Source organism: Limnohabitans sp. Jir72, from assembly GCF_003063575.1.
Classification (GTDB): domain Bacteria; phylum Pseudomonadota; class Gammaproteobacteria; order Burkholderiales; family Burkholderiaceae_C; genus Limnohabitans_A.
In genome coordinates this window covers 194,947-217,012 of record NZ_NESC01000001.1, presented here as the reverse complement: position 1 = coordinate 217,012, position 22,066 = coordinate 194,947, and the positions used below count along the sequence as shown (strand labels likewise).

21 protein-coding genes are annotated in these 22,066 nt (G+C 55.4%); 12 read left to right on the top strand and 9 right to left on the bottom strand.

The features are described from left to right. The first annotated feature begins 8 nt into the window (after nt 1-8). Entirely contained in the window at nt 9-893 is an 885-nt protein-coding gene (locus B9Z52_RS00870; protein ID WP_108411979.1) for a DMT family transporter, read from the top strand. Further along, complete coding sequence (locus B9Z52_RS00865) at nt 886-1,968, top strand: enoyl-CoA hydratase/isomerase family protein (RefSeq protein ID WP_108411978.1); 1,083 nt, start codon at nt 886-888, stop codon at nt 1,966-1,968. Before B9Z52_RS00870 ends, B9Z52_RS00865 begins: the two co-directional genes overlap by 8 nt. An 80-nt stretch (nt 1,969-2,048) precedes the next feature. Here the strand turns inward: B9Z52_RS00865 and smpB are convergent, their stop codons facing one another. Next, nucleotides 2,049-2,537 (bottom strand): SsrA-binding protein SmpB, encoded by a 489-nt coding sequence (gene smpB / locus B9Z52_RS00860; RefSeq protein WP_108322627.1) that lies wholly within the window; start codon nt 2,535-2,537, stop codon nt 2,049-2,051. A 94-nt stretch (nt 2,538-2,631) separates the two neighbouring features. On the opposite strand from smpB, the gene B9Z52_RS00855 reads away from it, so the two are divergent. The 7 genes from B9Z52_RS00855 to guaA all read left to right on the top strand — a co-directional run bounded on the left by B9Z52_RS00855 (nt 2,632) and on the right by guaA (nt 8,175). Next, complete coding sequence (locus tag B9Z52_RS00855; RefSeq protein WP_108411977.1) at nt 2,632-3,072, top strand: type II toxin-antitoxin system RatA family toxin; 441 nt, start codon at nt 2,632-2,634, stop codon at nt 3,070-3,072. Continuing rightward, nucleotides 3,065-3,424: an RnfH family protein gene (locus tag B9Z52_RS00850; protein ID WP_108411976.1), complete on the top strand. Its 360-nt coding sequence runs from the start codon at nt 3,065-3,067 to the stop codon at nt 3,422-3,424. Before B9Z52_RS00855 ends, B9Z52_RS00850 begins: the two co-directional genes overlap by 8 nt. Nucleotides 3,425-3,533: 109 nt before the next feature. Next, on the top strand, nt 3,534-4,442 hold the full coding sequence (locus tag B9Z52_RS00845; RefSeq protein WP_108411975.1) for a class I SAM-dependent methyltransferase: 909 nt from the start codon (nt 3,534-3,536) through the stop codon (nt 4,440-4,442). 99 nt (nt 4,443-4,541) lie between these two features. After that, nucleotides 4,542-6,011: an IMP dehydrogenase gene (gene guaB, locus B9Z52_RS00840; protein ID WP_108411974.1), complete on the top strand. Its 1,470-nt coding sequence runs from the start codon at nt 4,542-4,544 to the stop codon at nt 6,009-6,011. 56 nt (nt 6,012-6,067) lie between these two features. Then, entirely contained in the window at nt 6,068-6,358 is a 291-nt protein-coding gene (locus B9Z52_RS00835) for a nucleotidyltransferase family protein (RefSeq protein WP_108411973.1), read from the top strand. Further along, a complete protein-coding gene (locus B9Z52_RS17795) occupies nt 6,355-6,519 on the top strand; it encodes a hypothetical protein (protein ID WP_158270487.1) in 165 nt (54 codons plus the stop codon). The genes B9Z52_RS00835 and B9Z52_RS17795 overlap by 4 nt, the downstream gene beginning before the upstream one ends. Before the next feature lie 15 nt (nt 6,520-6,534). Next, a complete protein-coding gene (guaA, locus tag B9Z52_RS00830) occupies nt 6,535-8,175 on the top strand; it encodes a glutamine-hydrolyzing GMP synthase (RefSeq protein ID WP_108411972.1) in 1,641 nt (546 codons plus the stop codon). 142 nt (nt 8,176-8,317) lie between these two features. Here guaA and B9Z52_RS00825 read toward each other — a convergent pair whose 3' ends face one another. The 8 genes from B9Z52_RS00825 to B9Z52_RS17545 form a co-directional block, all read right to left on the bottom strand. Next, nucleotides 8,318-8,944, bottom strand: coding sequence for a glycosyltransferase family 2 protein (locus B9Z52_RS00825; RefSeq protein ID WP_108411971.1), 627 nt, complete (start codon nt 8,942-8,944; stop codon nt 8,318-8,320). 18 nt (nt 8,945-8,962) lie between these two features. After that, the gene (locus B9Z52_RS17550; protein ID WP_146182752.1) at nt 8,963-9,811 is read right to left on the bottom strand and encodes a hypothetical protein; all 849 of its coding nucleotides are present in this window, start codon (nt 9,809-9,811) and stop codon (nt 8,963-8,965) included. Nucleotides 9,812-10,279: 468 nt separating this feature from the next. After that, complete coding sequence (gene cysC, locus B9Z52_RS00820; RefSeq protein WP_108411970.1) at nt 10,280-10,909, bottom strand: adenylyl-sulfate kinase; 630 nt, start codon at nt 10,907-10,909, stop codon at nt 10,280-10,282. A 26-nt stretch (nt 10,910-10,935) separates the two neighbouring features. Beyond that, nucleotides 10,936-13,770, bottom strand: a complete 2,835-nt coding sequence (locus tag B9Z52_RS00815; protein WP_108411969.1) for a glycosyltransferase 61 family protein — start codon at nt 13,768-13,770, stop codon at nt 10,936-10,938. A 51-nt stretch (nt 13,771-13,821) separates the two neighbouring features. Continuing rightward, complete coding sequence (locus B9Z52_RS00810) at nt 13,822-14,913, bottom strand: hypothetical protein (RefSeq protein WP_108411968.1); 1,092 nt, start codon at nt 14,911-14,913, stop codon at nt 13,822-13,824. After that, nucleotides 14,895-15,368: a C39 family peptidase gene (locus B9Z52_RS00805; RefSeq protein WP_158270486.1), complete on the bottom strand. Its 474-nt coding sequence runs from the start codon at nt 15,366-15,368 to the stop codon at nt 14,895-14,897. The genes B9Z52_RS00810 and B9Z52_RS00805 overlap by 19 nt, the downstream gene beginning before the upstream one ends. A gap of 107 nt (nt 15,369-15,475) precedes the next feature. After that, nucleotides 15,476-17,914, bottom strand: coding sequence for a rhamnan synthesis F family protein (locus B9Z52_RS00800; protein WP_108411966.1), 2,439 nt, complete (start codon nt 17,912-17,914; stop codon nt 15,476-15,478). A 348-nt stretch (nt 17,915-18,262) separates the two neighbouring features. After that, nucleotides 18,263-18,466 carry a hypothetical protein gene (locus tag B9Z52_RS17545; protein ID WP_146182750.1) on the bottom strand — a complete coding sequence of 68 codons (204 nt, stop codon included), beginning with the start codon at nt 18,464-18,466 and terminating at the stop codon, nt 18,263-18,265. Nucleotides 18,467-18,738: 272 nt separating this feature from the next. Here B9Z52_RS17545 and B9Z52_RS00795 point away from each other — a divergent pair, with 272 nt between their 5' ends. From B9Z52_RS00795 to tadA, 3 genes are all read left to right on the top strand, one after another. Next, the gene (locus B9Z52_RS00795; RefSeq protein ID WP_108412325.1) at nt 18,739-19,854 is read left to right on the top strand and encodes an SMP-30/gluconolactonase/LRE family protein; all 1,116 of its coding nucleotides are present in this window, start codon (nt 18,739-18,741) and stop codon (nt 19,852-19,854) included. A gap of 145 nt (nt 19,855-19,999) precedes the next feature. Next, nucleotides 20,000-20,611 carry an FMN-binding negative transcriptional regulator gene (locus B9Z52_RS00790; protein WP_108411965.1) on the top strand — a complete coding sequence of 204 codons (612 nt, stop codon included), beginning with the start codon at nt 20,000-20,002 and terminating at the stop codon, nt 20,609-20,611. Next, complete coding sequence (gene tadA / locus B9Z52_RS00785; protein ID WP_255417783.1) at nt 20,608-21,975, top strand: tRNA adenosine(34) deaminase TadA; 1,368 nt, start codon at nt 20,608-20,610, stop codon at nt 21,973-21,975. The genes B9Z52_RS00790 and tadA overlap by 4 nt, the downstream gene beginning before the upstream one ends. Nucleotides 21,976-22,066: the final 91 nt, after the last annotated feature.

Here is a 22,066-nt window from a genome sequence, read left to right as displayed (position 1 = left end):
TGACGATCATGCGTTTAACGCACGGCACGGCCGCCTGGACCATGGTGGGCGTCGCTGCCCTCTGGTCCATGGCCGGTGTGGTGACGCGGCATCTGGAGCAAGCGCGCAGCTTTGAAGTCACCTTCTGGCGCAGCTTCTTCACCGTGGTGTCCTTGCTGGTCATCCTGCCTTTGTGGCAGGGCCGAAGTGTTTGGTCACGGCTGCCTTTGCGCAGCCGTTACTTTTGGACCTCCGGCATTTGCTGGGGTGTCATGTTCACCGCCTTCATGGTGGCGCTCACCCTGACCGCTGTGGCCAATGTGCTGATCACCATGGCGTCGGGGCCTTTGCTGACGGCGCTGATCACCCGGGTGTTTTTGGGTCACCGTCTGCCAGGGCGCACTTGGTTGGCGATTGTGTTGGCTGGCGTTGGCATTGGCTGGATGTATGGCTCGCAACTGAGTCTGGACGATCCCCACTTGCTGATCGGTTCTTTGGTCGCCCTGTGCGTGCCCATTGCGGGTTCCGTGCAATGGACGCTGGTGCAAAAAAGTCAGAACGAAGGCCAAAATCTGGATCTCGTGCCCTCGGTCATGCTGGGGGCCATCCTGTCAACGTTGCTGACCTTACCTTTGTCCATGCCGTTTCAGGCCTCAGTTCATGATGTGGGTTTGCTGGCCATGCTGGGCTTGTTTCAATTGGCCATCCCCTGCGCTTTGTCGGTGGTGTGTGCTCGGGTGCTCAAAGCTCCTGAAGTGGCGTTGCTGGCTTTGCTTGAAATTGTTTTTGGTATCGCTTTGGCTTGGTGGGGCGCTGATGAAACACCGCAGCTGAGCGTACTTTTGGGAGGCACCTTGGTCTTGGGTGCCTTGCTTCTCAATGAATGGTTAGGCTGGAGACAAAACAATGTCTGATGTCATCGCGCAAATTGAAGGCCGCATCGGCTGCATCACCCTGAACCGCCCCAAGGCGCTGAACGCCTTGTCGCTCGACATGGTGCGTTCTTTGACCCAGGCGCTGCTCGCATGGCAGGACAATCCTCAGGTGTTGGCGGTGGCCGTTCGCGGCACGGGCAAAGAGGGTCCCTTCGGTGCTTTTTGTGCAGGCGGCGACATTCGCTTCTTTCATCAAGCCGCACATGCAGGCGACACTGCCTTGGGTGATTTTTTCACCGAAGAGTACCGCCTCAACCACCTGATCCACACTTACAGCAAGCCCTACATCGCCTTCATGGACGGCATCGTCATGGGCGGTGGCATGGGCATCAGCCAAGGCGCCAGTGTGCGCGTGGTCACTGAACGCACCAAGATGGCCATGCCCGAAACCAATATTGGGCTCTTTCCCGATGTAGGCGGCGGCTATTTTCTGAGCCGCTGTCCAGGTCGCCTCGGGGAGTACCTGGGCCTGACCGGGCACATGCTGGGGGGGGCACAGGCCGTGGCCGCCAAGCTGGCCGACATCGCCTTGCCCAGCGGCATGCTGGAGCCGATCTGGCAAACCTTGATCAGCAGCCCTTTTGAAAATGCTGAATCGGTGGAGCGCTGGGTGCTGGCCCAAGCAGGTGCCATGACGCCAGAAAAGCTGACGCCACAGCCTCAGATCGATGAAGTCTTTGGTCTGCCCACCATTTCAGACATGCTGGACAAGCTGGAGTCGGCGACCGACGAGTGGAGTCAGAAAACTGCGCACGCCTTGCGTCACCGCTCGCCTTTGATGCTGCATGTTGTCCTTGCGCAAATCCGCCGTGCGCGTCAAATGAGCCTGGCCGACGACCTGCGCATGGAGCGTGACATGGTGCACCACTGCTTCCACTTGCGTGCAGTCGGCGACAGCGACACCGTCGAAGGTATTCGCGCCTTGGCGGTAGACAAAGACCACTCGCCGAACTGGAAGCCTGCGCGAGTGGAAGAAGTGGATGCATCCGAAGCGGAACGGTTCTTTGTCAGCCCTTGGCCTTCAGATCACCACCCGCTGCGCGATTTGATGTAGGAGCGGCGCCCCCCGCCGCGAAAGGCTTGTGCTCAGCTCAGCTGCTTCATCGCTCCGAGCGCGGGGCTCCCACATTCAATTCAGCGGTGGCGACTCTTCATGGCGCGTTCAACTTCGCGCTTGCCTTCGCGGTCCTTGATGGTGTCGCGTTTGTCGTGCTCGGCCTTGCCCTTGGCCAGCGCGATGTCGCATTTGACCTTGCCTGATTTCCAGTGCAGGTTGATCGGCACCAGGGTGTAGCCCTTTTGCTCGATCTTGCCGATCAGGCGCTTGATCTCTTCCTTGTTCAGCAAGAGCTTGCGCGTGCGTGCGGCTTCCGGGTTGATGTGGGTAGACGCGGTCTTGAGCGGGTTGATCAGGCAACCGATGATGAACAGCTCGCCGTTGCGGATCACCACATATCCGTCGGTCAGTTGCACCTTGCCTTCACGGATGGCTTTGACTTCCCAGCCTTCCAGCACCATGCCTGCCTCGTAGCGCTCTTCGAAAAAATAGTCGAAGGCCGCCTTTTTGTTTTCGGCGATCTTGGCAAAGGTGGGGGCAGCGCTTGTTTTTTTGGTGGTGGCCATGGTCAACAGATAGGGACGGCCAGGCCGTTCTCAAGGAAGTCCAAACGGCTGTAAAGAAAAGCGCCGAATTGGAAAACTACAATCGCACCATTGTATGAAGAATATCCACAAGTCCGTCCTCATCTGGTATGCCCCTGAGGAAATGTTTCGCCTGGTCACCGATGTGGCCCGCTACCCCGAGTTTTTGCCTTGGTGTGACCAGTCGCGTGTGCTTGAAAGCGATGCGCAGGGCATGCTGGCCGAGGTGGGCATCAGCTTGGGCGGCATCCACCAAACCTTCACCACCCGCAACATCCACGAAGCAGGACGCTCGGTGGGCATGAGTCTGGTCAAGGGGCCGTTTTCCAAGCTCAATGGCACATGGCGCTTTTTGCCCGTGGGTGATGGCTCGCAGCGGGCCTGCAAGGTGGAGTTGGACTTGCAATACGGTTTCTCCAGTACCACTTTGGCGGCGCTGATCGGACCGGTGTTTGACAAGATCGCGGCCAGCCTAGTAGATGCCTTCGTCAAGCGTGCAGAAGCCGTTTATGGCTGAACCGATGATTCAGATCACGCTGTGCTGGAGCCTGCAGCCTCGCCAGGTGCAGGAACATGCCATGCAAGTGCCCGAGGGCAGCACGGTCCAGTCGCTGATGGCGCAGGTTTTGACCGCAGGCTTGCCCCAGGTGTCGGGGGCTGACCTGGCCAAATTGCCTTTCATGCACCCAGGCATCTGGGGGCACAAGGTGTTGTGGACAGCCCGTGTGCACGAAGGTGATCGCATTGAGCTGTACCGGGACCTGAAGGTCGATCCCAAAGTGGCACGTCGCCAACGTTTCAAACGCCAAGGCAAAGGCCGCACCGGCTTGTTTGCCAACCGCAAAAGCGGCGTGGCCGCAGGCTATTGAGGCGTCTAAGTGACTCTGTAGGTCGGCAGCTTCAGCTCCGACGCCTGCATTCAACTCATGTCGGGGCTCAAGCCACTGACCTACCCATGTCCTCTTCAACCCAAACACCATGCAAGCCCTTTTGAACGCCATCGCCCAGATGGACAAGACCACCGATGCGCGCCGTGTTTTCCACGGTCGCGGCGGTGTTTATCCCGACAGCGAACAGTGGACGCTCGATTGGTTTGCACCGGTCTGGGTCTTGACGAGCTTCAAGCCCGTCACCGACGAAGAACTGGCCCAGTGCCACAACGCCCTCGAACAGCGCTGGCAAGCCTTGGCACCCCATGAGCCGCTCAACTGGGTGTTCCAGTGCCGAGCCACCGGTCAGACCGAAACCCGGCTCATGGCGGGCAGCGTGCCCGAAAAGCATGTGGTGACCGAGCAGGGGGCCCATTACCTGGTGCACGTCATGCGTGGTCAAAACCATGGCCTGTTTCTGGACATGGCCAATGGCCGTGAATGGCTTAGACAACATGCCAAGCACGAGAACATCCTCAACCTGTTTGCCTACACTTGCGCGTTTTCGGTGGTGGCTTTGCAAGGTGGGGCAGCGCAAGTGGTCAATGTGGACATGAGCCAGGGCGCTTTGGCGGTGGGCCAGCAAAACCACCGCCTGAACGATCTGCCACCCAAAGCCCGTTTTCTGGGGCACGACATCTTCAAGACCTGGGGCAAGATCAACAAGATGGGGCCCTATGGTGTGATCGTGATCGACCCGCCCAGCTACCAAAAGGGCAGCTTCATCGCGACCAAGGACTACATCAAGTTGATCCGTCGCTTGCCTGACCTGCTGGAGCCGCAAGGCCATGTGCTCTTGTGCCTGAATGCCCCGGAGTTGGACACGCAGTTTTTGCACAGCCAGGTGACCGAGGCTGCGCCCAGTCTGCGTTTTGTTGAGCGCTTGGCCAATCCGGCCGCATTTGTGGATGTTTCACCCGAAAAATCCCTCAAAGTCTTGCATTACCAGAATGCCTGACAAGCGCTTAAAAGCCTCAAGCAGGGCCATTTTTTGGCGATCCGGCAGGGAAATCCCTTGCGCGGCGCGGGTACAATCCATTTTTTGGAGCCTTAGCTTATGCGCCTACTCGGTAAAGCCCTTACTTTCGACGACGTTCTCCTCGTCCCTGCCTACTCCCAAGTCCTGCCCAAGGACACGTCGCTGGCGACGCAATTCACCCGCAACATCCGCTTGAACCTGCCCTTGGTGTCCGCCGCCATGGACACGGTGACCGAAGCGCGTCTGGCCATTGCCATTGCGCAAGAAGGCGGCATCGGCATCGTGCACAAAAACCTGACAGCGCAAGAGCAAGCCGCCCAAGTGGCCAAGGTCAAGCGCTACGAGTCTGGCGTGCTGCGCGACCCGGTCGTCATCACCCCCGACACCACCGTGCGCCAGGTCATGGCCCTGTCTGACGAGCTGGGCGTGTCGGGTTTTCCGGTTTGCGATGGCCGCCAAGTGGTCGGTATCGTCACAGGCCGCGATCTGCGCTTTGAGACCCGCTACGACCAAAAGGTCAGCGAGATCATGACGCCGCGCGAGCGCCTGATCACCGTGCCCGAAGGCACCACCCCTGAGCAAGCCAAGCACCTGCTCAACAAACACAAGCTCGAACGATTGTTGGTCATCAACGATGCCTTTGAACTCAAGGGCTTGATCACCGTCAAGGACATCACCAAGCAGCTGAACTTTCCCAACGCGGCACGCGACGCCGCAGGCAAGCTGCGCGTGGGCGCGGCCGTGGGTGTGGGCGAGGGCACCGAAGAGCGCGTGGAAGCGCTGGCCCGTGCCGGTGTGGACGCCATCGTGGTGGACACTGCACACGGCCACAGCAAAGGCGTGCTTGACCGCGTGCGCTGGGTCAAACAAAACTACCCGCACATCGAAGTCATTGGCGGCAACATCGCCACCGGCGCTGCTGCTTTGGCCTTGGTCGAGGCGGGTGCGGACGGCGTCAAGGTCGGCATTGGCCCCGGCTCCATTTGCACCACCCGCATCGTGGCGGGTGTGGGCGTGCCGCAGATCATGGCGGTGGACTCTGTGGCCACGGCCCTCTTGGGTACAGGCGTGCCCTTGATCGCTGACGGCGGCATCCGCTACAGCGGCGACATCGCCAAGGCGATTGCCGCAGGTGCGGGCACGGTGATGATGGGCGGCATGTTTGCGGGCACCGAAGAAGCGCCTGGCGAAATCGTGCTGTTTCAAGGCCGCAGCTACAAGAGCTACCGCGGCATGGGCTCCATTGGCGCCATGCAGCAAGGCAGTGCAGACCGCTACTTCCAGGAGTCCAGCACCGGCAACCCCAATGCGGACAAACTGGTGCCTGAAGGCATCGAAGGCCGCGTGCCCTACAAAGGCTCGGTCGTCTCCATCATTTACCAAATGGCGGGCGGCTTGCGCGCCAGCATGGGTTATTGCGGCTGCGCCACCATTGAAGCCATGCACAAGGAATCGCAGTTTGTGGAAATCACCGCTGCCGGTATCCGCGAAAGCCATGTGCACGACGTGCAGATCACCAAAGAAGCGCCGAATTACCGGGCTGAATGATGCTTGAGCTGATTTCATGCATTGCGCCAAAATTGTGAGTCGTTAAGGGATCCACCGTGTTGCTTGACCAACTTCGCCAGATGAACACCCGCCTGAACAGCATCGCTGATCAGTTTGGTGCTTCTCGTCTGCGCGTTTTTGGTTCGGTGGCGCGTGGCGAAGAGACCTCGGACAGCGATGTGGACTTTCTCGTCGAACTCCCGCGCGGGTATGACTTGTTCGCCCAGCGCATGGCCCTGGCGCAGGGTTTAGGTGATGTGTTGCATCGCAAAGTGGATCTGGTCCCAGAGCACGAGTTGAACCCCCATGTCAGAGCGCAAGTCCTGGCTGAAGCTGTACCGTTATGAGTAAGTCATGGCGTGCCTATGCGCTTCACATCCTTGATGTGGCCGCCAAAATTGAGCGTATTCAGGCGCGTGGTGACTTAACGCAAGATGAAGTGCTTTACGACGCAACCCTCAGAAATCTGCAGTCCATGCTCGCTGCCGATGAATCTTCCAACACTTAACGCATTCCTTTTCGCATGTCCCATTCCAAGATCCTGATCCTCGACTTCGGCTCGCAAGTCACCCAGCTGATTGCCCGTCGCGTGCGCGAAGCGCATGTGTTTTGCGAAGTGCATCCCTGCGACGTGAGCAGTGACTGGGTCCGCGAGTACGCCAAGGACGGCAACCTCAAAGGCGTGATCCTGTCGGGCAGCCATGCCAGCGTCTACGAAGTCGATGACCGCGCACCCGATGCTGTTTTTGAGTTGGGTATCCCAGTCCTCGGCATTTGCTATGGCATGCAAACCATGGCGCAGCAACTCGGCGGCAAGGTCGAAGCGGGCACCACACGCGAGTTCGGGTATGCCGAAGTCCGCGCCCACGGCCACACCGAATTGCTCAAAGGCATCGAAGACTTTGCCACGCCGGAAGGCCACGGCATGCTCAAGGTCTGGATGAGTCACGGCGACAAGGTCACCCAGATGCCCGAGGGCTTCAAGGTCATGGCCTCGACCCCGGCTTGCCCGATTGCCGGCATGGCCGACGAGGCCCGCCGCTTTTATGCGGTGCAGTTCCACCCCGAAGTCACGCACACCGTGCAGGGCCAGGCGCTGCTCAACCGTTTCGTGCTCGACATTTGCCAGGCCCGCCCTGACTGGATCATGGGCGATTACATCGAAGAAGCGGTTGCCAAAATCCGCGAGCAAGTCGGCGACGAAGAAGTCATCCTCGGTTTGTCGGGTGGCGTCGATTCTTCGGTGGCTGCAGCCCTGATTCACCGCGCCATTGGCGACAAGCTGACCTGCGTGTTTGTGGACCACGGTCTGCTGCGCCTGAACGAGGGCGACATGGTCATGGAAATGTTCGTCGGCAAGTTGCACGCGAAAGTCATCCGTGTCGATGCCAGCGATTTGTTCTTGGGCAAACTGGCCGGCGTTAGCGAGCCCGAAGCCAAGCGCAAGATCATTGGTGGTTTGTTTGTGGATGTGTTCAAAGAGCAGGCTGCGAAATTGAAAGCTGCCGACGGCGGCAAAGATGGGAATGACGGCCGACCAGCCGTCAAAGGCGCGACCTTCCTGGCCCAAGGCACGATTTACCCCGATGTGATCGAGTCGGGCGGCGCCAAGAGCAAGAAAGCCGTCACCATCAAGAGCCACCACAACGTGGGCGGCTTGCCCGAGCAGCTGGGACTGAAATTGCTGGAGCCCTTGCGCGAATTGTTCAAAGACGAAGTGCGCGAACTCGGTGTGGCGCTGGGCTTGCCGCGCGAGATGGTCTACCGCCACCCCTTCCCAGGCCCAGGCCTGGGCGTGCGCATTCTGGGCGAAGTCAAAAAAGAATACGCCGACCTGCTGCGCCGTGCGGATGCCATCTTCATCGAAGAGCTGCGCAACTTCACCGACGAATCAGGCAAGACCTGGTACGACCTGACCAGCCAAGCCTTCACCGTATTCCTGCCCGTGAAAAGCGTGGGCGTGATGGGCGACGGCCGCACCTACGACTACGTGGTGGCCCTGCGCGCTGTGCAAACCAGCGACTTCATGACCGCCGACTGGGCCGAGCTGCCCTATGCGCTGCTCAAGAAAGTGTCGGGGCGCATCATCAACGAAGTGCGCGGCATCAACCGCGTGACCTACGACGTGAGTTCCAAGCCGCCAGCGACGATTGAGTGGGAATAAACCAGAATTGGTTTTGCACCGTTCAAAAATGGTCAGTAAAACCGATTTGTCAATTAAACCAACAACTTACGCGGCGATCATAAGTTAAGATCGCTTGATTGGTCACACATCGAATCAGTACTGTGTGAAGATGCGAGCATGGTCAAGTATATTTCAGGAAATTATTGCGATGCCTTCTGTAATACAACAGGGCCTGAGGGATGTGACTGATTTTTGCATTATTCTTGACCATTTCAAGCCATAGGTTCCAGTCCTCCTCTGGATGGATAGAATCTTCCAGTCTTCTTTTGTATCCTATTTCTTGCCCCAGTTTGGTTTTATAAACCATGGATCCATGATGACCATTTCTTGTCCAGTAGTAGTCGCCGTGGCAGGGGTGAACTTCATTGGGATGTCTTAAGAGTATTTCACTCTTGAGTTCGCCGGTGACCATGATGTCATATACGACTATATCAGTATTATCGATTTTTAGTTTATTTTCAAGTAATTCAATTGCATCAGATCTCAGCCAGTTGTCTGCACCCACGAACATGACATAGTCGGAAGTCACTCTGCAAAGCATGTCATCGAAATTATTCACTACTCCAAGATTTTTTTCGCGATGAATGTATTCAATCTCCGGATAATATTTCTGTAAATGTCTGCAGTCGCCAGCACCGTCATCAACAAAAATTACGCGTTCGGGACTGCTTGTTTGGCTGATTATTGATTCAATGCAATGCGAGGCCAGATGGCCGTAATTGAACGATGAAATAACGACTGTGATCATGATATGTCTATGGTTTAATTAAATGGAGTCGCCCACCATTTTAGTGGGCAGAGTCCAAAGGGATTTATCCGGAATTTCAATGTCACCGATTGATATTTCACAAAATTCAAATATCCTAGATAGAGTCGATTTCGGATCGCTTAGGAGTTTCTCTGTACGGATATTGAGAAAATTGTCACCAAGAAGGGGTAAGGTTTCGGTACGAATTTTCGACAGGAAATTTTCTGCATTGCGCAGGTCATTGGTTGACAAATTGTCCACATGGAAAATTTTTCGCTCTTGATTTTTAACAGTAACCCAATTGTTATTATTTTTCGCAATAGCATAAGACCTGGCTTGAGCTGACCGATCTTCTCGGTCAATAAATATTTTATGTGTGATTTTGTTTTTTATCTTGAGGCTCAGATCTTGTGTGACACAGTTGCTATGAAACGATGAATTCCATTTGAAAGAAAAAACACCGTTGGGTGAAGTTCTTTTGCTGATGACTCCATGAATTGTCTTGAGTCGATTGAGCATGTATGGGGTTATGCTTCCGTTGTTTCCTGGCGGAAAATATTCAAGTGGGAACCCCAGTAGATTTGTTTGTCTTAATAAATCAGCCAGGTAATTGGAGCCGCTTCTAGGTATGAAGTAAATACAAACTATTTTTTTGGGTGCTTGATAGTGTGTTGGGAAATCTAGAGTGTCTCCATATATGAATTTCAGGGAACCATTCATTTTGTAGCTTCTTTTTTCCAGCCGTCCATGGTTCAAATAGTGAGCTACAGGGTCCATGCCAGCTGAGGCAACGTCAGGATTTAATTCTAGGTAGGCTGCCGAATCGAAGTCGATTGGTAGAGAGCTGTCACATCTATTTTCAATCAAAATTTTCTCCTTGGCTTCAACTTTACAAGTAACTACGACTGTGAAAATTACAAGTTAACGGTAGAAGCATTATATGTATGGTGAATTATGCTGGTTGCTACCTATTTTGTCCTATGGCGAAGACGGATCAATTAAAAATGGATCGAATTGCTGTAGAACATTGTGGATCGATGCGGAATCTATAGCCGCTCCTGAGCCTCAAACCTGAGGCCCAATAGTTAGCCATTCCCGTCACATATCAATCAGTAAATTCTCCTGTGCTTGCCAGACTAAGCTGTGTTCTCAGCGCCCGTTGGGGTTGGCGGGGTGTGGCTCAATGTCGATCTGCTCGCCAAGGTTCATGCACATGCCATGTAGTGCGTGGGCCACCATCGATGTGCCCGATCTGTGCGTGCCAATTACCACAATGATCATTGTTTGTTTCTACAAGGCAAGTGTCTTAAGGGGTCAGCATGCTGCATTGGAGTTCTAGCCACGGCTTAGAAATGCGACGAGTTGCTTTTTTTCAAGCAGGGCAAGTATCTGATGGACTGTGCTAGCCAGATCCATTTGGTCTGTGTCAAGAACCAAATCGGGGTTTTCCGGGGGTTCGTAGGCAGAAGTTAGCCCAGTGAATTGCCTGAGCTCACCTGATTGTGCCTTTTTGTAAAGGCCCTTGACGTCACGTTGCTCGCACACCTCAATGGGGCATCGACAGTAGATTTCAATAAAGTCATCCGGCCCCACCATCGCACGGACGCGATCACGGTCCTTGCTAAATGGAGAGATGAAAGCTGCAATGGTGATGACGCCTGCGTCGATTAACAGTTTGGCCACTTCGCCGACGCGACGAATGTTCTCTGATCGGTCGATGTCACTGAATCCGAGATCGCCGTTAAGACCGTGTCTTAAATTGTCGCCATCGAGAACGTAGGCGTGGCAACAGTTGTTGTGCAATTGCGATGCGACTGCATTGGCAATGGTGGACTTGCCTGCACCCGAGAGTCCGGTCAGCCAGACAATGACGCTGCTGTGACCATTTTGTACTTGCCGATGCATGCGGGTCACACTTGCTCTATGCCATTGAATATTCCGATTGTGGCGAGTCTCATCGTTCATATGAATCTGCACTGATGATGAAGTAGTCAGATTGAGCCTTCGCGAAGGTAGTTTAGCAAAAGACGAGGAAGCAGTTTCAACTCAAGCCACTCGCGATGATGCCGGAAATGGTGGCTGATGTATCGCCACAAATCCTGGGCTGCAGCCCGGTAGTACTTGTCCTTATCGAAATTCCTGAGATTGGCCAGGGACTCTTCGCGAAAGAAACGAATCAATGCATCTACATCGTAAAGACAGACTTCCCGATGTGGTTGGGGAACCTTCTGGGCGGGATCGACGATGATGGTTCCAAGAGGCTTGTTGGCGTTGAGCACAAGAAATTTCTCGGCACGTGGCTGCAGAATCCTGGCAAAGAATTCCTGTGCGATGTCCTGACGTCGAGCCATCAGGTAGCAGTGCCCCAGCGAGCCGGCTCCCAGCAGCTCAACTCCGTGGCATGCGGATCCTTCCGGAAAAACAAGCGCTTTGGCACTGCGGTAAACATCTAATTGCCAGGTCAATGAGTGGTCTTCCGGTCTGAAGATTTCAAAACCTTCTTCTTGCAGCAGCGATTCAAGATAGCGCTCTCCTAAAAAGGTTCCACCCGTGAGGATGTTTGATCGGGAAACATACACCTTGGACGTTCGGTTTTTTTTACCGTACAGGGCATTGAGTCTGGGGGTAATGTAGTCATGCAGGTCCTGCAGGTATCCGTCTTTTGGTCCGCCACCCAGATCAGAGCCTTGCTCGCAGATCGCGAGGCTCTCCACAACGGTGAGTTGGTCAATGAGCGTCACCCGCTCCGGATCGATGCCCAGCAGATCAAACGCCTGCTCAATGTACTCAGGCAGGCGGTTGTCATGTTGTGCGCAGCCTGACTCCACAACAAACAACCATTCGTTTTCCTTGAAAACGTTTCTGGACGGGAGGATGCGGTGAATGCATTCAGCCATGAAGTGCCCAAAGTGGTGTCGGTAGAGTGGGCCTCCGTAGATGAAACGGCCTGGCAACACAGGCAGTGCACCGCGTTCGGCTGGCTCCAGCGGCGTGATGCGATCAAACGGGAGGTGATTTCTGGTGTGACGCAAGCACCCCTCTGAGTCCTGTTCCAGAACGGCACCTCCGTTGAAGTATGGCACCAATGGCATTTCGTAGGGTCGAACGAGCACATGGTCCAGAATTTTGTGTTGGAGCTTGGCGTGCATGTTGTGTGGTTGATGTTCTAGGCGAACAGTCCGGTTGTCAGAAGCAGAGAGAGTAAGGTGGAGATCCTGTGCGGGCAGACGAGTCAAGGCTCTTTCAAACATTTGCGTGTAGGCTGTTTCAAGATGGTATGTGTAGGCCTGTGGATCAAAAAGTCTCGATGATCTGCATCGTGCCAGTTTTTTTCGAAGTCCTTGAAGGCGGTCAGGGTCTGCGGCGATGGAGACGGCCAGATCTTCGTACTGCTGGCAGGAGTGGGTCACCAATTCATCCATGCCGATGCTGATGAGCACGCTCGCTGCCATGCGTGCAGCAAAGCTCTGGCCTGCGAGGGTGATGACAGGAGTCGAGGTCCAAACAGCATCGCTGGCCGTGGTCCCCGCGTTATAGGGCAGGGTATCCAAAAACAGGTCAGCAACACCAAATCTCGCCATGTAGGTCGGAACGGGTACGCGTCCGCAAAAGACCAGGCGTCTGGGTTGTATGCCGCATGCACGGGCTTGTTGTCTCAGGTGGTTTGCAGAAGATGGGTTGTCGACGTACAGCAGTAATGTGCTTTCAGGCACCCTGAGCAGAATGCGCATCCATGACTGGAAGGTTTCTGGAGAAATTTTGTAGTTGTCGTTGAAGCAGCAGAACACAAACCCGTAGGATGGCAGGCCGAGCTGGACGCGGGTGATATTCTGGCATGCGACCTCCCTGTGGGCCGGGTTTGGTTGGTACCACGGCAGATAGACGATGCTTTCGCTGTAGTACTGCCTTTGCTCAGGAGGAATGAGCACTGGGTCTGCGATCAGGTAGTCGATGGCTTGACTGGAGCTGGTGCCCAGGTAGCCCAGATAGTTCACCTGCACAGGGGCCAGACGTGATAGGAAAGTTGCAAACCGGTTGTGGTGTGTGAAACCACCAAGGTCGACGGCAATGTCGATGCGCAAGCGTCTTGCGCATTCAACGATTGCTTCATCAGAGTGATCCTGGAACTCATGAAACTCATCGAACGCGTCGCGGATTCTCTGACGCATCGGGTCATGCGTGCTGTGCAGGCAGATGCCGATGACTTCGAATTTTTGTCTGTTGTGGCAATCGATCACCCCTTGCAGCAGGGTGGTGACCGGGTGGTTTCGGAAGTCGGCCGAGAAATAGGCAATTCTGATTTTTCGATTCGCCAGATCTGAATTATCAGGGTACCCTGCCGTGCTTGGTTTTGTCTGTCCATGCATGTGATCACATGCGAGTGGATTGGGCTGATTGGAGCGTGATTTGGTTTGTGACTGGATGAATTGGACCCACAGGCTGGCTGCATGTTGCTGCAGCGATGGGTCGTCGAACAGGACTAGAACCTCAAAAGGCATGGAGGCACTTTGACCTCGCTGGAGCATGAGCTGCAGCAGCGAGCGAGATTGCACTATGCCATCGAGATCACTCATTTTGAGCAATGCGTTCAGCCGTTCTCCGAATGCAAAATCAAGATCAGGATCAAGCCCGAGGGCGGTATCGAAGCATTCAAGCGCTTTCGAATGCTGCCCCAGTTGCATCAGAGCGAGAGCTTTTTCGTACCATGATTGCACATCATCTCGGTCGATGGCAATGGCACGGTCGCATTCCGAGATGGCATCAAGCCATTTTCTGTTTTGGAGATCCTGAGTCCGCGAGTTCACGAGGTTCCATGTTGACTGCATGAATTGGAAAGCTTACGCGTGTGTGGGTAGTGCACGGGATTGCGGCGGACTTCAGAATCTGTAAGGCAGTGAAATTGTAAAGATGTGGTCCCAGGCGTCGCGGGTGACGCCTGCAGCAGCAGAGATGTCAAGATACCAGTTCTTGGTCAATGCGAATCCTGCACCAATCTGGAGGTAGGCGGCATTGCCAGGTGTACCCAAGTAAGGGGTGCCGAGGCCCGGCTGGTAAATGGTCGCTCCGTTGCGGGCGTAAGACCAGCCCATATTGATAGAGGCGCTAGGGCTAACGGCCAGAGATGCGCCTAGAGATGCAGAGTATGAATTGGCGGGCGTGATGCTGCCATTGAAGGCCGACCCGTCTAGGGTGGATACGTGTCGCGCAAAAGGATGGCTGATGCCTAAGGAACCGTAGACCGCCATCGGGTTGAGGTGTTTGAGCACTGAGAGATTGCCCGAGATGCTCCTGAAGCCCGAGCCGATGGGGACCTGCTCAAAGGGGTCTTTGCCCGTGTTGTGGGTGTAGGACAGGCTGCTGACCAGGGACGGAGCACTTCGGGTTTCCTGAACCAACTCGCGAGCCAAGGAGACGGAGATGTCTCCAACCCCTCTGGAGTTGCCGATGGCGTAATTTTGAGAGACCAGAGGAACTGCCACAGAAAACATCGTGGTGCCAGGCAGGCCCACGTCCATGCCCAACCTGGCTTTGTAGGAGTCTTCAAAGCTCATGTTGGCACCGTAGTGCGACCAGGAAAAGCCGTTGTTGAGCCTGACGCTGCCCACTGGCATCATGGAGATGCCTTTGAGCTGCAGGCTCTGTTCGAGCGCGCTGGCTTCTTTTGCACTGGGCGTGGGGCTAGAGGGGGATGAGGCTTGTTTGTCAAGAGCACCACTTGTGGGTGGCTCTGCAGCACTGGTCGATTTTTCCAGTTGCTGCTGGAGTTCCTGCAATTTGCGCTGGTATTGCTTGATCAGCAATTGCTGGGCTTTGATCTGGCTTCGCAGAGTTTCCACTTCATTAGACTGTGAGCCGACCTGGGTGGGGGTTTCGCCGCTGAACGCCGGGGTGCAGGTACCTAGCGCAAGCCACATTGTGGCGAGTAGGAGAGATAGGTGTTTGGGTTTTATCATTTTCTGTTGATCCATAGTGCTATGCCCCGTCTCCAGATTTGCTGAAAAGCTTCGGCTGGGATTTGGCGATTTCCAAACGCAGGGTCGGCCAGGGAAACTTGACCTTGGCTGAGTTGATCAAAAACCACAAAGTGAGGCACACCCATGTTTTCGATGATGACGATGGGGGCTTTGAGCACGCTCAGCTGTTCCAGTGAGAGGTCCTGAAAGACATCTGCCTGATAACCTCGCCTGACCAAGTAGTTTTTCATGTCAAGCATAGAAAACCCGCCACGTGTCCTGACTTTGTTCGGGCTGGTGTTTGACAGCATGTCCAATGCAATTTGCTGCTCGCTGACGGGATCGTAAAATCCGAAGGTGAGTACGGTGGCAAGGCTGGCAGCGGCACAGCTGTTTTCCCACTCCTGCATGACCACGCCTTGTTCCCGGATTTCCTGAAGTGAATTGAACCAGGCGGGCTCCTCGGCCATGCACACATTTGTAAATGCTAAAGCAAGCAAACAGCACCGGCTTAGCCGTCTGAGTAAGTGAGATTGCATGCGATGAAATCGATTGGCGTTTGCAGGTGGCATAGTCATCAGCGTGTGACGCCCGGTATGTTGGTGACTGCCACTTGATATCCGCTGCTTGTACAAACGATGGGCAGTATCCTTTCAATGGCATGAAGAATGGTGCCATCGATGGGCAGGGGCTCGCGAGGGTAATCTGCGTAACCCAGTCCCAGGTTAAAGAGCGGAGCCAGTGCTTTGGTTCTGGCCCAGAACATGGTGCCAACTGGAAAGTTGAAGTGTTGGGGCAAGTCGCTTAGGCCAAGGACTTTCGCGAGCTTTTGGGCCTCATGCAGATTGAGATCCCATCCGATCACGTGGGGATCCTCAGGAAACACCAAACCGATATTGGGGTCTTCGCACATCCTGCTGATGACTATGTCTGCCATTGGGCAATCGACTTCACCCAGTACATTGGACAGAAGAAATGTGTTCCAGCGATCGAGGAATTCACGCTGGATCACATGAAGACTCTTTTTGGTGTGTACGTGACCCACGATGTCGTACTGATCGTGCAACGCTTGACCGAATTCCGTCAACAAAGGCCCAATATCTCGGCCAAGATTGGGAACTACCTGCACAGAAATGGTGCTTAGCCCCCGGCCTTTAAGAACGCGCAAAACTTCCTGTCGCGCTTCCTTGCTGCAGGTGCTGATGAAGATGTCTGGGCGAATGCGGTTGCGTTCCAGCTGATCCAGGATGGAGGGCAACAGATCAGGGTAGTAGGCATGGATGTGCAAAGCCACCCGTTGATCGCACGCAGGGATAAAGTTTTTTTCTGATTTCTGATCAGGACTGATGAGGGTTTGCAGCCAGGGCCCATCAGGGCATCCTGCACGCAAATAATGTGCCAAAGGGTCACATGGATCGATGGAGGATTTCTGACTGGTTTGATAGACCCCGGGGTGAAATCCGGGCAAGCCCTTGCGTTGCGCCGGGCCTTTGGCCCAAGATCGAACGTAATCTCGCACGTCGGACTGCAATGGAGGATGTTGACCTTGTGCAGAAAAGAAGTCTTGCCTGAACAAATTGCTGTCAATGATGTCTTGAATATCAATCGATTGCTGTTTTTGGAGGTCGGTTTCCTGCCGAGTGGCCAAATCTGCCACTTTCAGAAGTTGGGCCACATAAGGCTTCATGCCTCGCTCGTCTGCGACGCGCTGGCGAAGGCTGTTGCCAATGCTCTTGCGTAGCGCTGGGTCAAGCGCCAAGGAGATGATTTTGGCGGCCATGTTCGAGGTGTCGAGGTAGCGGGCGACGCATGTTTGGCGCAAACCTGACTGAACAAGGAATTCCGCAGTGCCTGTGGCATTATCGAAACAAACCACGGGCAGTCCATGGTCCATGGCTTCCCAAGCGACGCCTGGCAAGGGATCGAGTCTGGAGGGAAGAATGAAGATGTCTGATGCGCTGTAGGCCGTATCGACTTGCGATGTTTCACCACCAAAAACGATTTGATCCTGCAAACCGGATCGGCGGATCTGATCGAGTACGTATGTGGCGTATTCAGAAGGGTCCAGTGCAGACTCCATGCCCAGTCCAATCCAGACAAACCGGAATTGAAGAGACGGTTCGCGCCTAATGACCTCGGATGCGGTCTGAATGAACAGGTCTACGCCTTTGCGCAGTGCAACTGAGCCTATGCCCAGGATGACAACGCTCGATACGGGGAGATCTGCCGGGCGGACCAGTTTCTGAATCCGTTGTCGTTCAATGCCCTGATCTTGTGCATTGCCTTCTTGAGGCACACTGCACCTGCCTTGAGGGACGACATGCACGCGTTGTGTATTGAGCTTGGGGTAGTGGTGCCGTGCATCTTCGAGCGTCAGATCGCTGGAGTAGACAAGCCTGCTGGCCCAAGTGGCGATGTGTGCAACAGCATGGTGGGCAGGCGCGTAGTTGGTCGCGAACTCATGGACAAGCAAAATGGTTGGCAAGTCCATGTATGCCAGCCATGGCAAAACACGCCCCGACTCCATAGTATTGGCCATTGCAAACTCGAAATGAAATTGGGCGTTGAGATGGCGCAGCAATTCGAATTCATAAGCCCCGCCTGCGCCTGTGGGTAGCTCGTATGCGAGCGAGCACAAAGACTTGAAATGTTGAATGAGTGATCCAGGGCCCAGAATCAGACACACAACATTAAAACGTGAGCTCAAGTCCTCGATCAGGTTCAGAGCAAGGATAGGTGCTCCAGTGCGGGATGCCGAGTGGGTGACTAAAAGTACGTTTTGCAGCCTAGACGAATAGTTTTTGGGATTAACTGCAAACGAGTCGAATGCGTAAATGCGCCCTTCAGATTTGCCGTGTTTGATGTAGTGCAGCACGGGTTCGAAGCCTTCGGCGCGAACATCGGGATTGACCAGCAGGTATGTGCGCCAATCAAATTCGTCTGGTAGCTCTCCTGCATTCTTCAGGAAATGAACTGACCAGTCTCTGAGCCGATCAACCGCACTTTGAAATTTCATGACTGAATTTCGACACCATGATTTTCTGGCTTCCGGAGCAGGACCAGCGCATGCAGGCCGATTTTATGGCGTTTATTAAATAATTCCGATTGGCTTTGTCGGAACCCGGGCACTCATGCCAAGCCTTGTGAACGTTTGGAGGACAGGCCAAGCATTCACATTAGGTATGTGAACTTGAATGCACATAACTTGATAGTCAAAGCACTCTAAGTAATTTTTTAACCAGCACAGATCTCTCAAAGATTGAGGGTTGTCTGACTTGAAGTGGAAAGGTTTACATCCAGCTATAAGATTTGAGTAATCAAAAAAATTACAGCCAAAAAGCCAAGCGCTGCATGGAGATATGCATCAACGATGCTTCTTTTCGCTAGGTCTGCGCTGGTCATTAGAGTCCGGACGGCCTCCAATGGTGCCCCCACCGGCACCATTGATTTTGTCAAGATCAGCATCACTCATCAATGATGGACTACCTTTTGCTGCCATAGCCAAACCGGCAAATGAAGCAGCAGCAAGTCCGAGGATAAGACTCAATTTACGGCGAATTTTTGACATAACTATCCAATAAAATTAACAAAATCAATGAAACTGTGAAAATTTTACGCGAAGTTTGACTGTAAGTCAATGAACTCAGCCGCTGTTGGTAGCCAATGCTGACAGTTGGCTTGAGCGCTTGATCTCTTGAGATTCAGTTTGAACATGCCGGCCACCACCTGTGTGAGTTGGAAGGCCGTCATGCTTGGTTTCAAGGGTTTGCTCTGAGGCCACTCAGGCTTGAAGCTGTTTCAATGCTCACAGGTGCCCTGATCGGGGCTCATGATGGAGTCATGATGAAAAAGCTGTTTGGCGTTTTGGGTGGACTGGTCCTGGCAGGTTTGGCATATTTTTGCTTGTGGCCTATTCCGATTGAGCCTGTGAGCTGGGTGGCCCCTGTTGCGCCAGGCTACGCCGGGCCGCACGCCGTCAACGACAAATTGGCCCAACTCAGCATGATTGATTTGGGTGTCGAAACCGGGCCGGAACACATCGCCATCGGACCGGACGGCAAGCTCTACACCACGGTGGAGAGTGGCCGTATTTTGCGCATGCAGCCTGACGGCAGCCAGCAAGAAGTGTTTGCGCAAACAGGCGGCAGGGTCTTGGGTTTTGACTTTGATGCTCAGGGGCACCTGATCGCAGCGGACGCCGTCAAGGGCCTGCTCTCGATTGCCCCCGATAAATCGATCAAACTGCTCACCGATCAAGTGAGCGTGGGGGGAAAGCCTGACCCGATTCGCTACGCCGATGCCGTGGTGGTCGCGCAAAACGGCAAGATGTACCTGAGCGACGCCTCCACTCGATTTGCCCCCAAGGACTGGGGCGGCACGTTCGAGGCCAGTGTGCTCGATATTCTGGAGCAATCTGCCACAGGGCGCGTTCTGGAGTTTGACCCCGCCAATGGTCAAACCCGCGTGGTGGCCCAAGGCCTGAGTTTTGCCAACGGTGTGGCGCTGAGCCAAGATGAAAAGCACCTCTTTGTGAACGAGACCGGCAAGTACCGTGTCTGGAAAATCGACGTCAAAGCCCGAGGGCTGGACGTCAGGCAAGGCGGCGAACAGGCCCGCGTGCTGTTTGACAACTTGCCAGGTTATCCCGACAACCTCATGCGCGGTCGCGATGGCAAGATCTGGCTGGGCTTTGCCAAGCCGCGCAACCCGACCATCGACAAACTGGCGGACAAGCCTTTCATGCGCAAGGTCACACTGCGCTTGCCCCGAGCCCTGTGGCCGATCCCCAAGGCTTATGGCCATGTGATGGCTTTCACGGAAGACGGCCAAGTGGTGCGTGACCTGCAAGACCCCAGCGGCAAGTACCCCGAAAGCACGGGTGTGACCGAGACGGCCGATCGTCTCTACATTCAGAGCCTGCATGCGAAAGGATTGGGCTGGCTGGCTGTCCCTTGAGCGGCCATTTCAGAGCAATGGGCCAGTGTACATTCGGGGCTTTTAGAAAAAGGAGACGCGAATGATGGCTTACACCTGCGTGGGCACGAACGATCTGGACAAAGCCGTCGCGTTGGCAGCCTTTTGCATGGTCAAAGGCTGAGCCATGTATTTGCCCCAACAGTTTGACAAGCCTGAGCATGCCTGCGCGATCATGCGCGGGCATCCTTTTGCCAGTTTGATCACGACGGACGACACGGGCTTTCCGTTTGTCACGCACCTGCCCCTCAAATTGGAAGAGGAGGGTGCTCAGCCCGTTCGCTTGTTGGGGCATTGCGCCAGGGGCAATCCCTTGGCCCGTTACCTGACGGAGCGCCCTGAGGCTTTGGCCAGTTTCATGGGCCCACAGGCCTATATGTCGCCCCAGGTGTATACCGACCAGCAGCGCGTACCGACCTGGACTTATCTGGCCGTACAAGCCCGCGTGCAGGCGCGCTTGCTTGAAGGCGAAGAAGCCAAAGACGCGTTGCTCAAACAACTGATCTCTGACCATGAACCGGCCTATGCGGCGCAATGGCGCAGCTTGCCTGAGGACTACACCGTCAAGATGCTGAACGCGATCCAGGCCTTTGAGCTGCGCATCGTCAGCTTGCAATGCGCCGTCAAGCTCAACCAGCACCGGCCCGAAGCCCATGCGGCCATGCATGCCGCTTACGCGCAAGGCGGCGAACAAGAACAAGCCTTGGCAGGCTGGATGAAAAAATTGGGGCTGGTGTGAGCCATTCCGACGAACACTGGATGGGCCTGGCGCTGGAGCAGGCCCGCGAAGCCGCCGCAGCGGGCGAGGTGCCGGTGGGCGCGGTGGTGGTCAAGGACGGCCGGGTGATCGCCACCGGCCGCAACGCCCCGATCGCCAGCCACGACCCAACGGCGCACGCCGAGGTGGTGGCGCTGCGCGAAGCGGCCCGTTTGCTGGGCAATTACCGGCTGGACGGCTGCACCCTGTATGTGACCTTGGAGCCCTGCGCCATGTGCAGCGGTGCCATGCTGCATGCGCGGGTGGACCGGGTGGTGTTTGGCGCAGCTGATCCGCGCACTGGGGTGGCGGGTTCGGTGCTCAACCTGTTTGGGCACACGCAGTTGAACCACCAGACGCAGGTCACAGGTGGCGTGCTGGCCGACGAGTGCGGGCAATTGCTGAAAGACTTTTTCAAACCCCGGCGTGTGAATGCCGCCCCGGTGCGCGAAGACGCGCTGCGCACGCCCGAAGCAGCCTTTGCCGATTTGCCCGATTACCCCTGGCCGCCGCGCTACGTGAACGACCTGCCCAGCATCTCGGGCTTGCGCATGCATTACCTGGACGAGGGCGATGGGAATGCGCCATTGACCTGGCTTTGCCTGCACGGCAACCCGGCCTGGAGCTACCTGTATCGCAAGATGATCCCGGTCTGGCTGGCGGCGGGGCACCGCGTGGTCGCGCCCGATCTGATCGGTTTTGGCAAGAGCGACAAGCCCAAGAAGGACAGTTTTCACCAGTTTGTAACCCATCGCCAGTCCTTGCTCGATTTGATCGAGCGGCTCGATTTGCAGCGCGTGGTGCTGGTGGTGCAGGACTGGGGCGGCATTTTGGGCCTGACTTTGCCCATGGCCGCGCCTGAGCGTTACAAGGGCTTGCTGGTCATGAACACCACGCTGGCCACGGGCGAGCAGCCGCTGAGCGACGGCTTTTTGGCTTGGCGCAATTGGTGCCAAAGCCAAACGCTGTTCGATGTGGGCAAGTTGTTTGCACGCGGCAACCGCAGCATGACGCCTGCAGAGACGGCCGCCTACAACGCACCGTTCTCGGACAAAGGTTTCCGCGCCGCGCTCAGGGCCTTTCCGCCCATGGTGCCGGAGTTTGCCGATTCGCCCGGCGCGGCCATTTCGCGGCAAGCTCGGGACTTTTGGCGCAACGCTTGGCCAGGCCAGAGTTTCATGGCCATTGGCCAGCAAGACCCGGTGCTGGGCGAGCCGGTGATGCGACATTTGCAAACCCAAATCAAGGGCTGTCCCGAGCCCATGCTGCTGCCCGATGCGGGCCATTTTGTTCAGGAGCAGGGCAGGGCGATCGCCGAGGCGGCTGTGCGACACTTCAGGCCTTGATGCAAGTGTTTTTTTTTCTCCCTGCAGGAGCCCACCCCTGTGGGCGATTTTGGGCACACTGCCACAGCATGCCATCGCCCACGGGGTGGGC

Bases quoted from the DNA above. Each gene is read 5' to 3' on its own strand.
- B9Z52_RS00815 (WP_108411969.1), bottom strand. From the start codon at position 13,770: ATGCAGTCAACATGGAACCTCGTGAACTCGCGGACTCAGGATCTCCAA.
- B9Z52_RS00795 (WP_108412325.1), top strand. From the start codon at position 18,739: ATGATGAAAAAGCTGTTTGGCGTTTTGGGTGGACTGGTCCTGGCAGGT.
- guaA (WP_108411972.1), top strand. From the start codon at position 6,535: ATGTCCCATTCCAAGATCCTGATCCTCGACTTCGGCTCGCAAGTCACC.
- cysC (WP_108411970.1), bottom strand. From the start codon at position 10,909: ATGAACGATGAGACTCGCCACAATCGGAATATTCAATGGCATAGAGCA.
- smpB (WP_108322627.1), bottom strand. From the start codon at position 2,537: ATGGCCACCACCAAAAAAACAAGCGCTGCCCCCACCTTTGCCAAGATC.
- B9Z52_RS00855 (WP_108411977.1), top strand. From the start codon at position 2,632: ATGAAGAATATCCACAAGTCCGTCCTCATCTGGTATGCCCCTGAGGAA.
- B9Z52_RS17795 (WP_158270487.1), top strand. From the start codon at position 6,355: ATGAGTAAGTCATGGCGTGCCTATGCGCTTCACATCCTTGATGTGGCC.
- B9Z52_RS00870 (WP_108411979.1), top strand. From the start codon at position 9: ATGCGTTTAACGCACGGCACGGCCGCCTGGACCATGGTGGGCGTCGCT.
- B9Z52_RS00805 (WP_158270486.1), bottom strand. From the start codon at position 15,368: ATGGCCGAGGAGCCCGCCTGGTTCAATTCACTTCAGGAAATCCGGGAA.
- B9Z52_RS00790 (WP_108411965.1), top strand. From the start codon at position 20,000: ATGTATTTGCCCCAACAGTTTGACAAGCCTGAGCATGCCTGCGCGATC.
- B9Z52_RS17545 (WP_146182750.1), bottom strand. From the start codon at position 18,466: ATGTCAAAAATTCGCCGTAAATTGAGTCTTATCCTCGGACTTGCTGCT.
- B9Z52_RS00825 (WP_108411971.1), bottom strand. From the start codon at position 8,944: ATGATCACAGTCGTTATTTCATCGTTCAATTACGGCCATCTGGCCTCG.
- guaB (WP_108411974.1), top strand. From the start codon at position 4,542: ATGCGCCTACTCGGTAAAGCCCTTACTTTCGACGACGTTCTCCTCGTC.
- B9Z52_RS00850 (WP_108411976.1), top strand. From the start codon at position 3,065: ATGGCTGAACCGATGATTCAGATCACGCTGTGCTGGAGCCTGCAGCCT.
- B9Z52_RS00800 (WP_108411966.1), bottom strand. From the start codon at position 17,914: ATGAAATTTCAAAGTGCGGTTGATCGGCTCAGAGACTGGTCAGTTCAT.
- B9Z52_RS00845 (WP_108411975.1), top strand. From the start codon at position 3,534: ATGCAAGCCCTTTTGAACGCCATCGCCCAGATGGACAAGACCACCGAT.
- B9Z52_RS00810 (WP_108411968.1), bottom strand. From the start codon at position 14,913: ATGGATCAACAGAAAATGATAAAACCCAAACACCTATCTCTCCTACTC.
- B9Z52_RS00865 (WP_108411978.1), top strand. From the start codon at position 886: ATGTCTGATGTCATCGCGCAAATTGAAGGCCGCATCGGCTGCATCACC.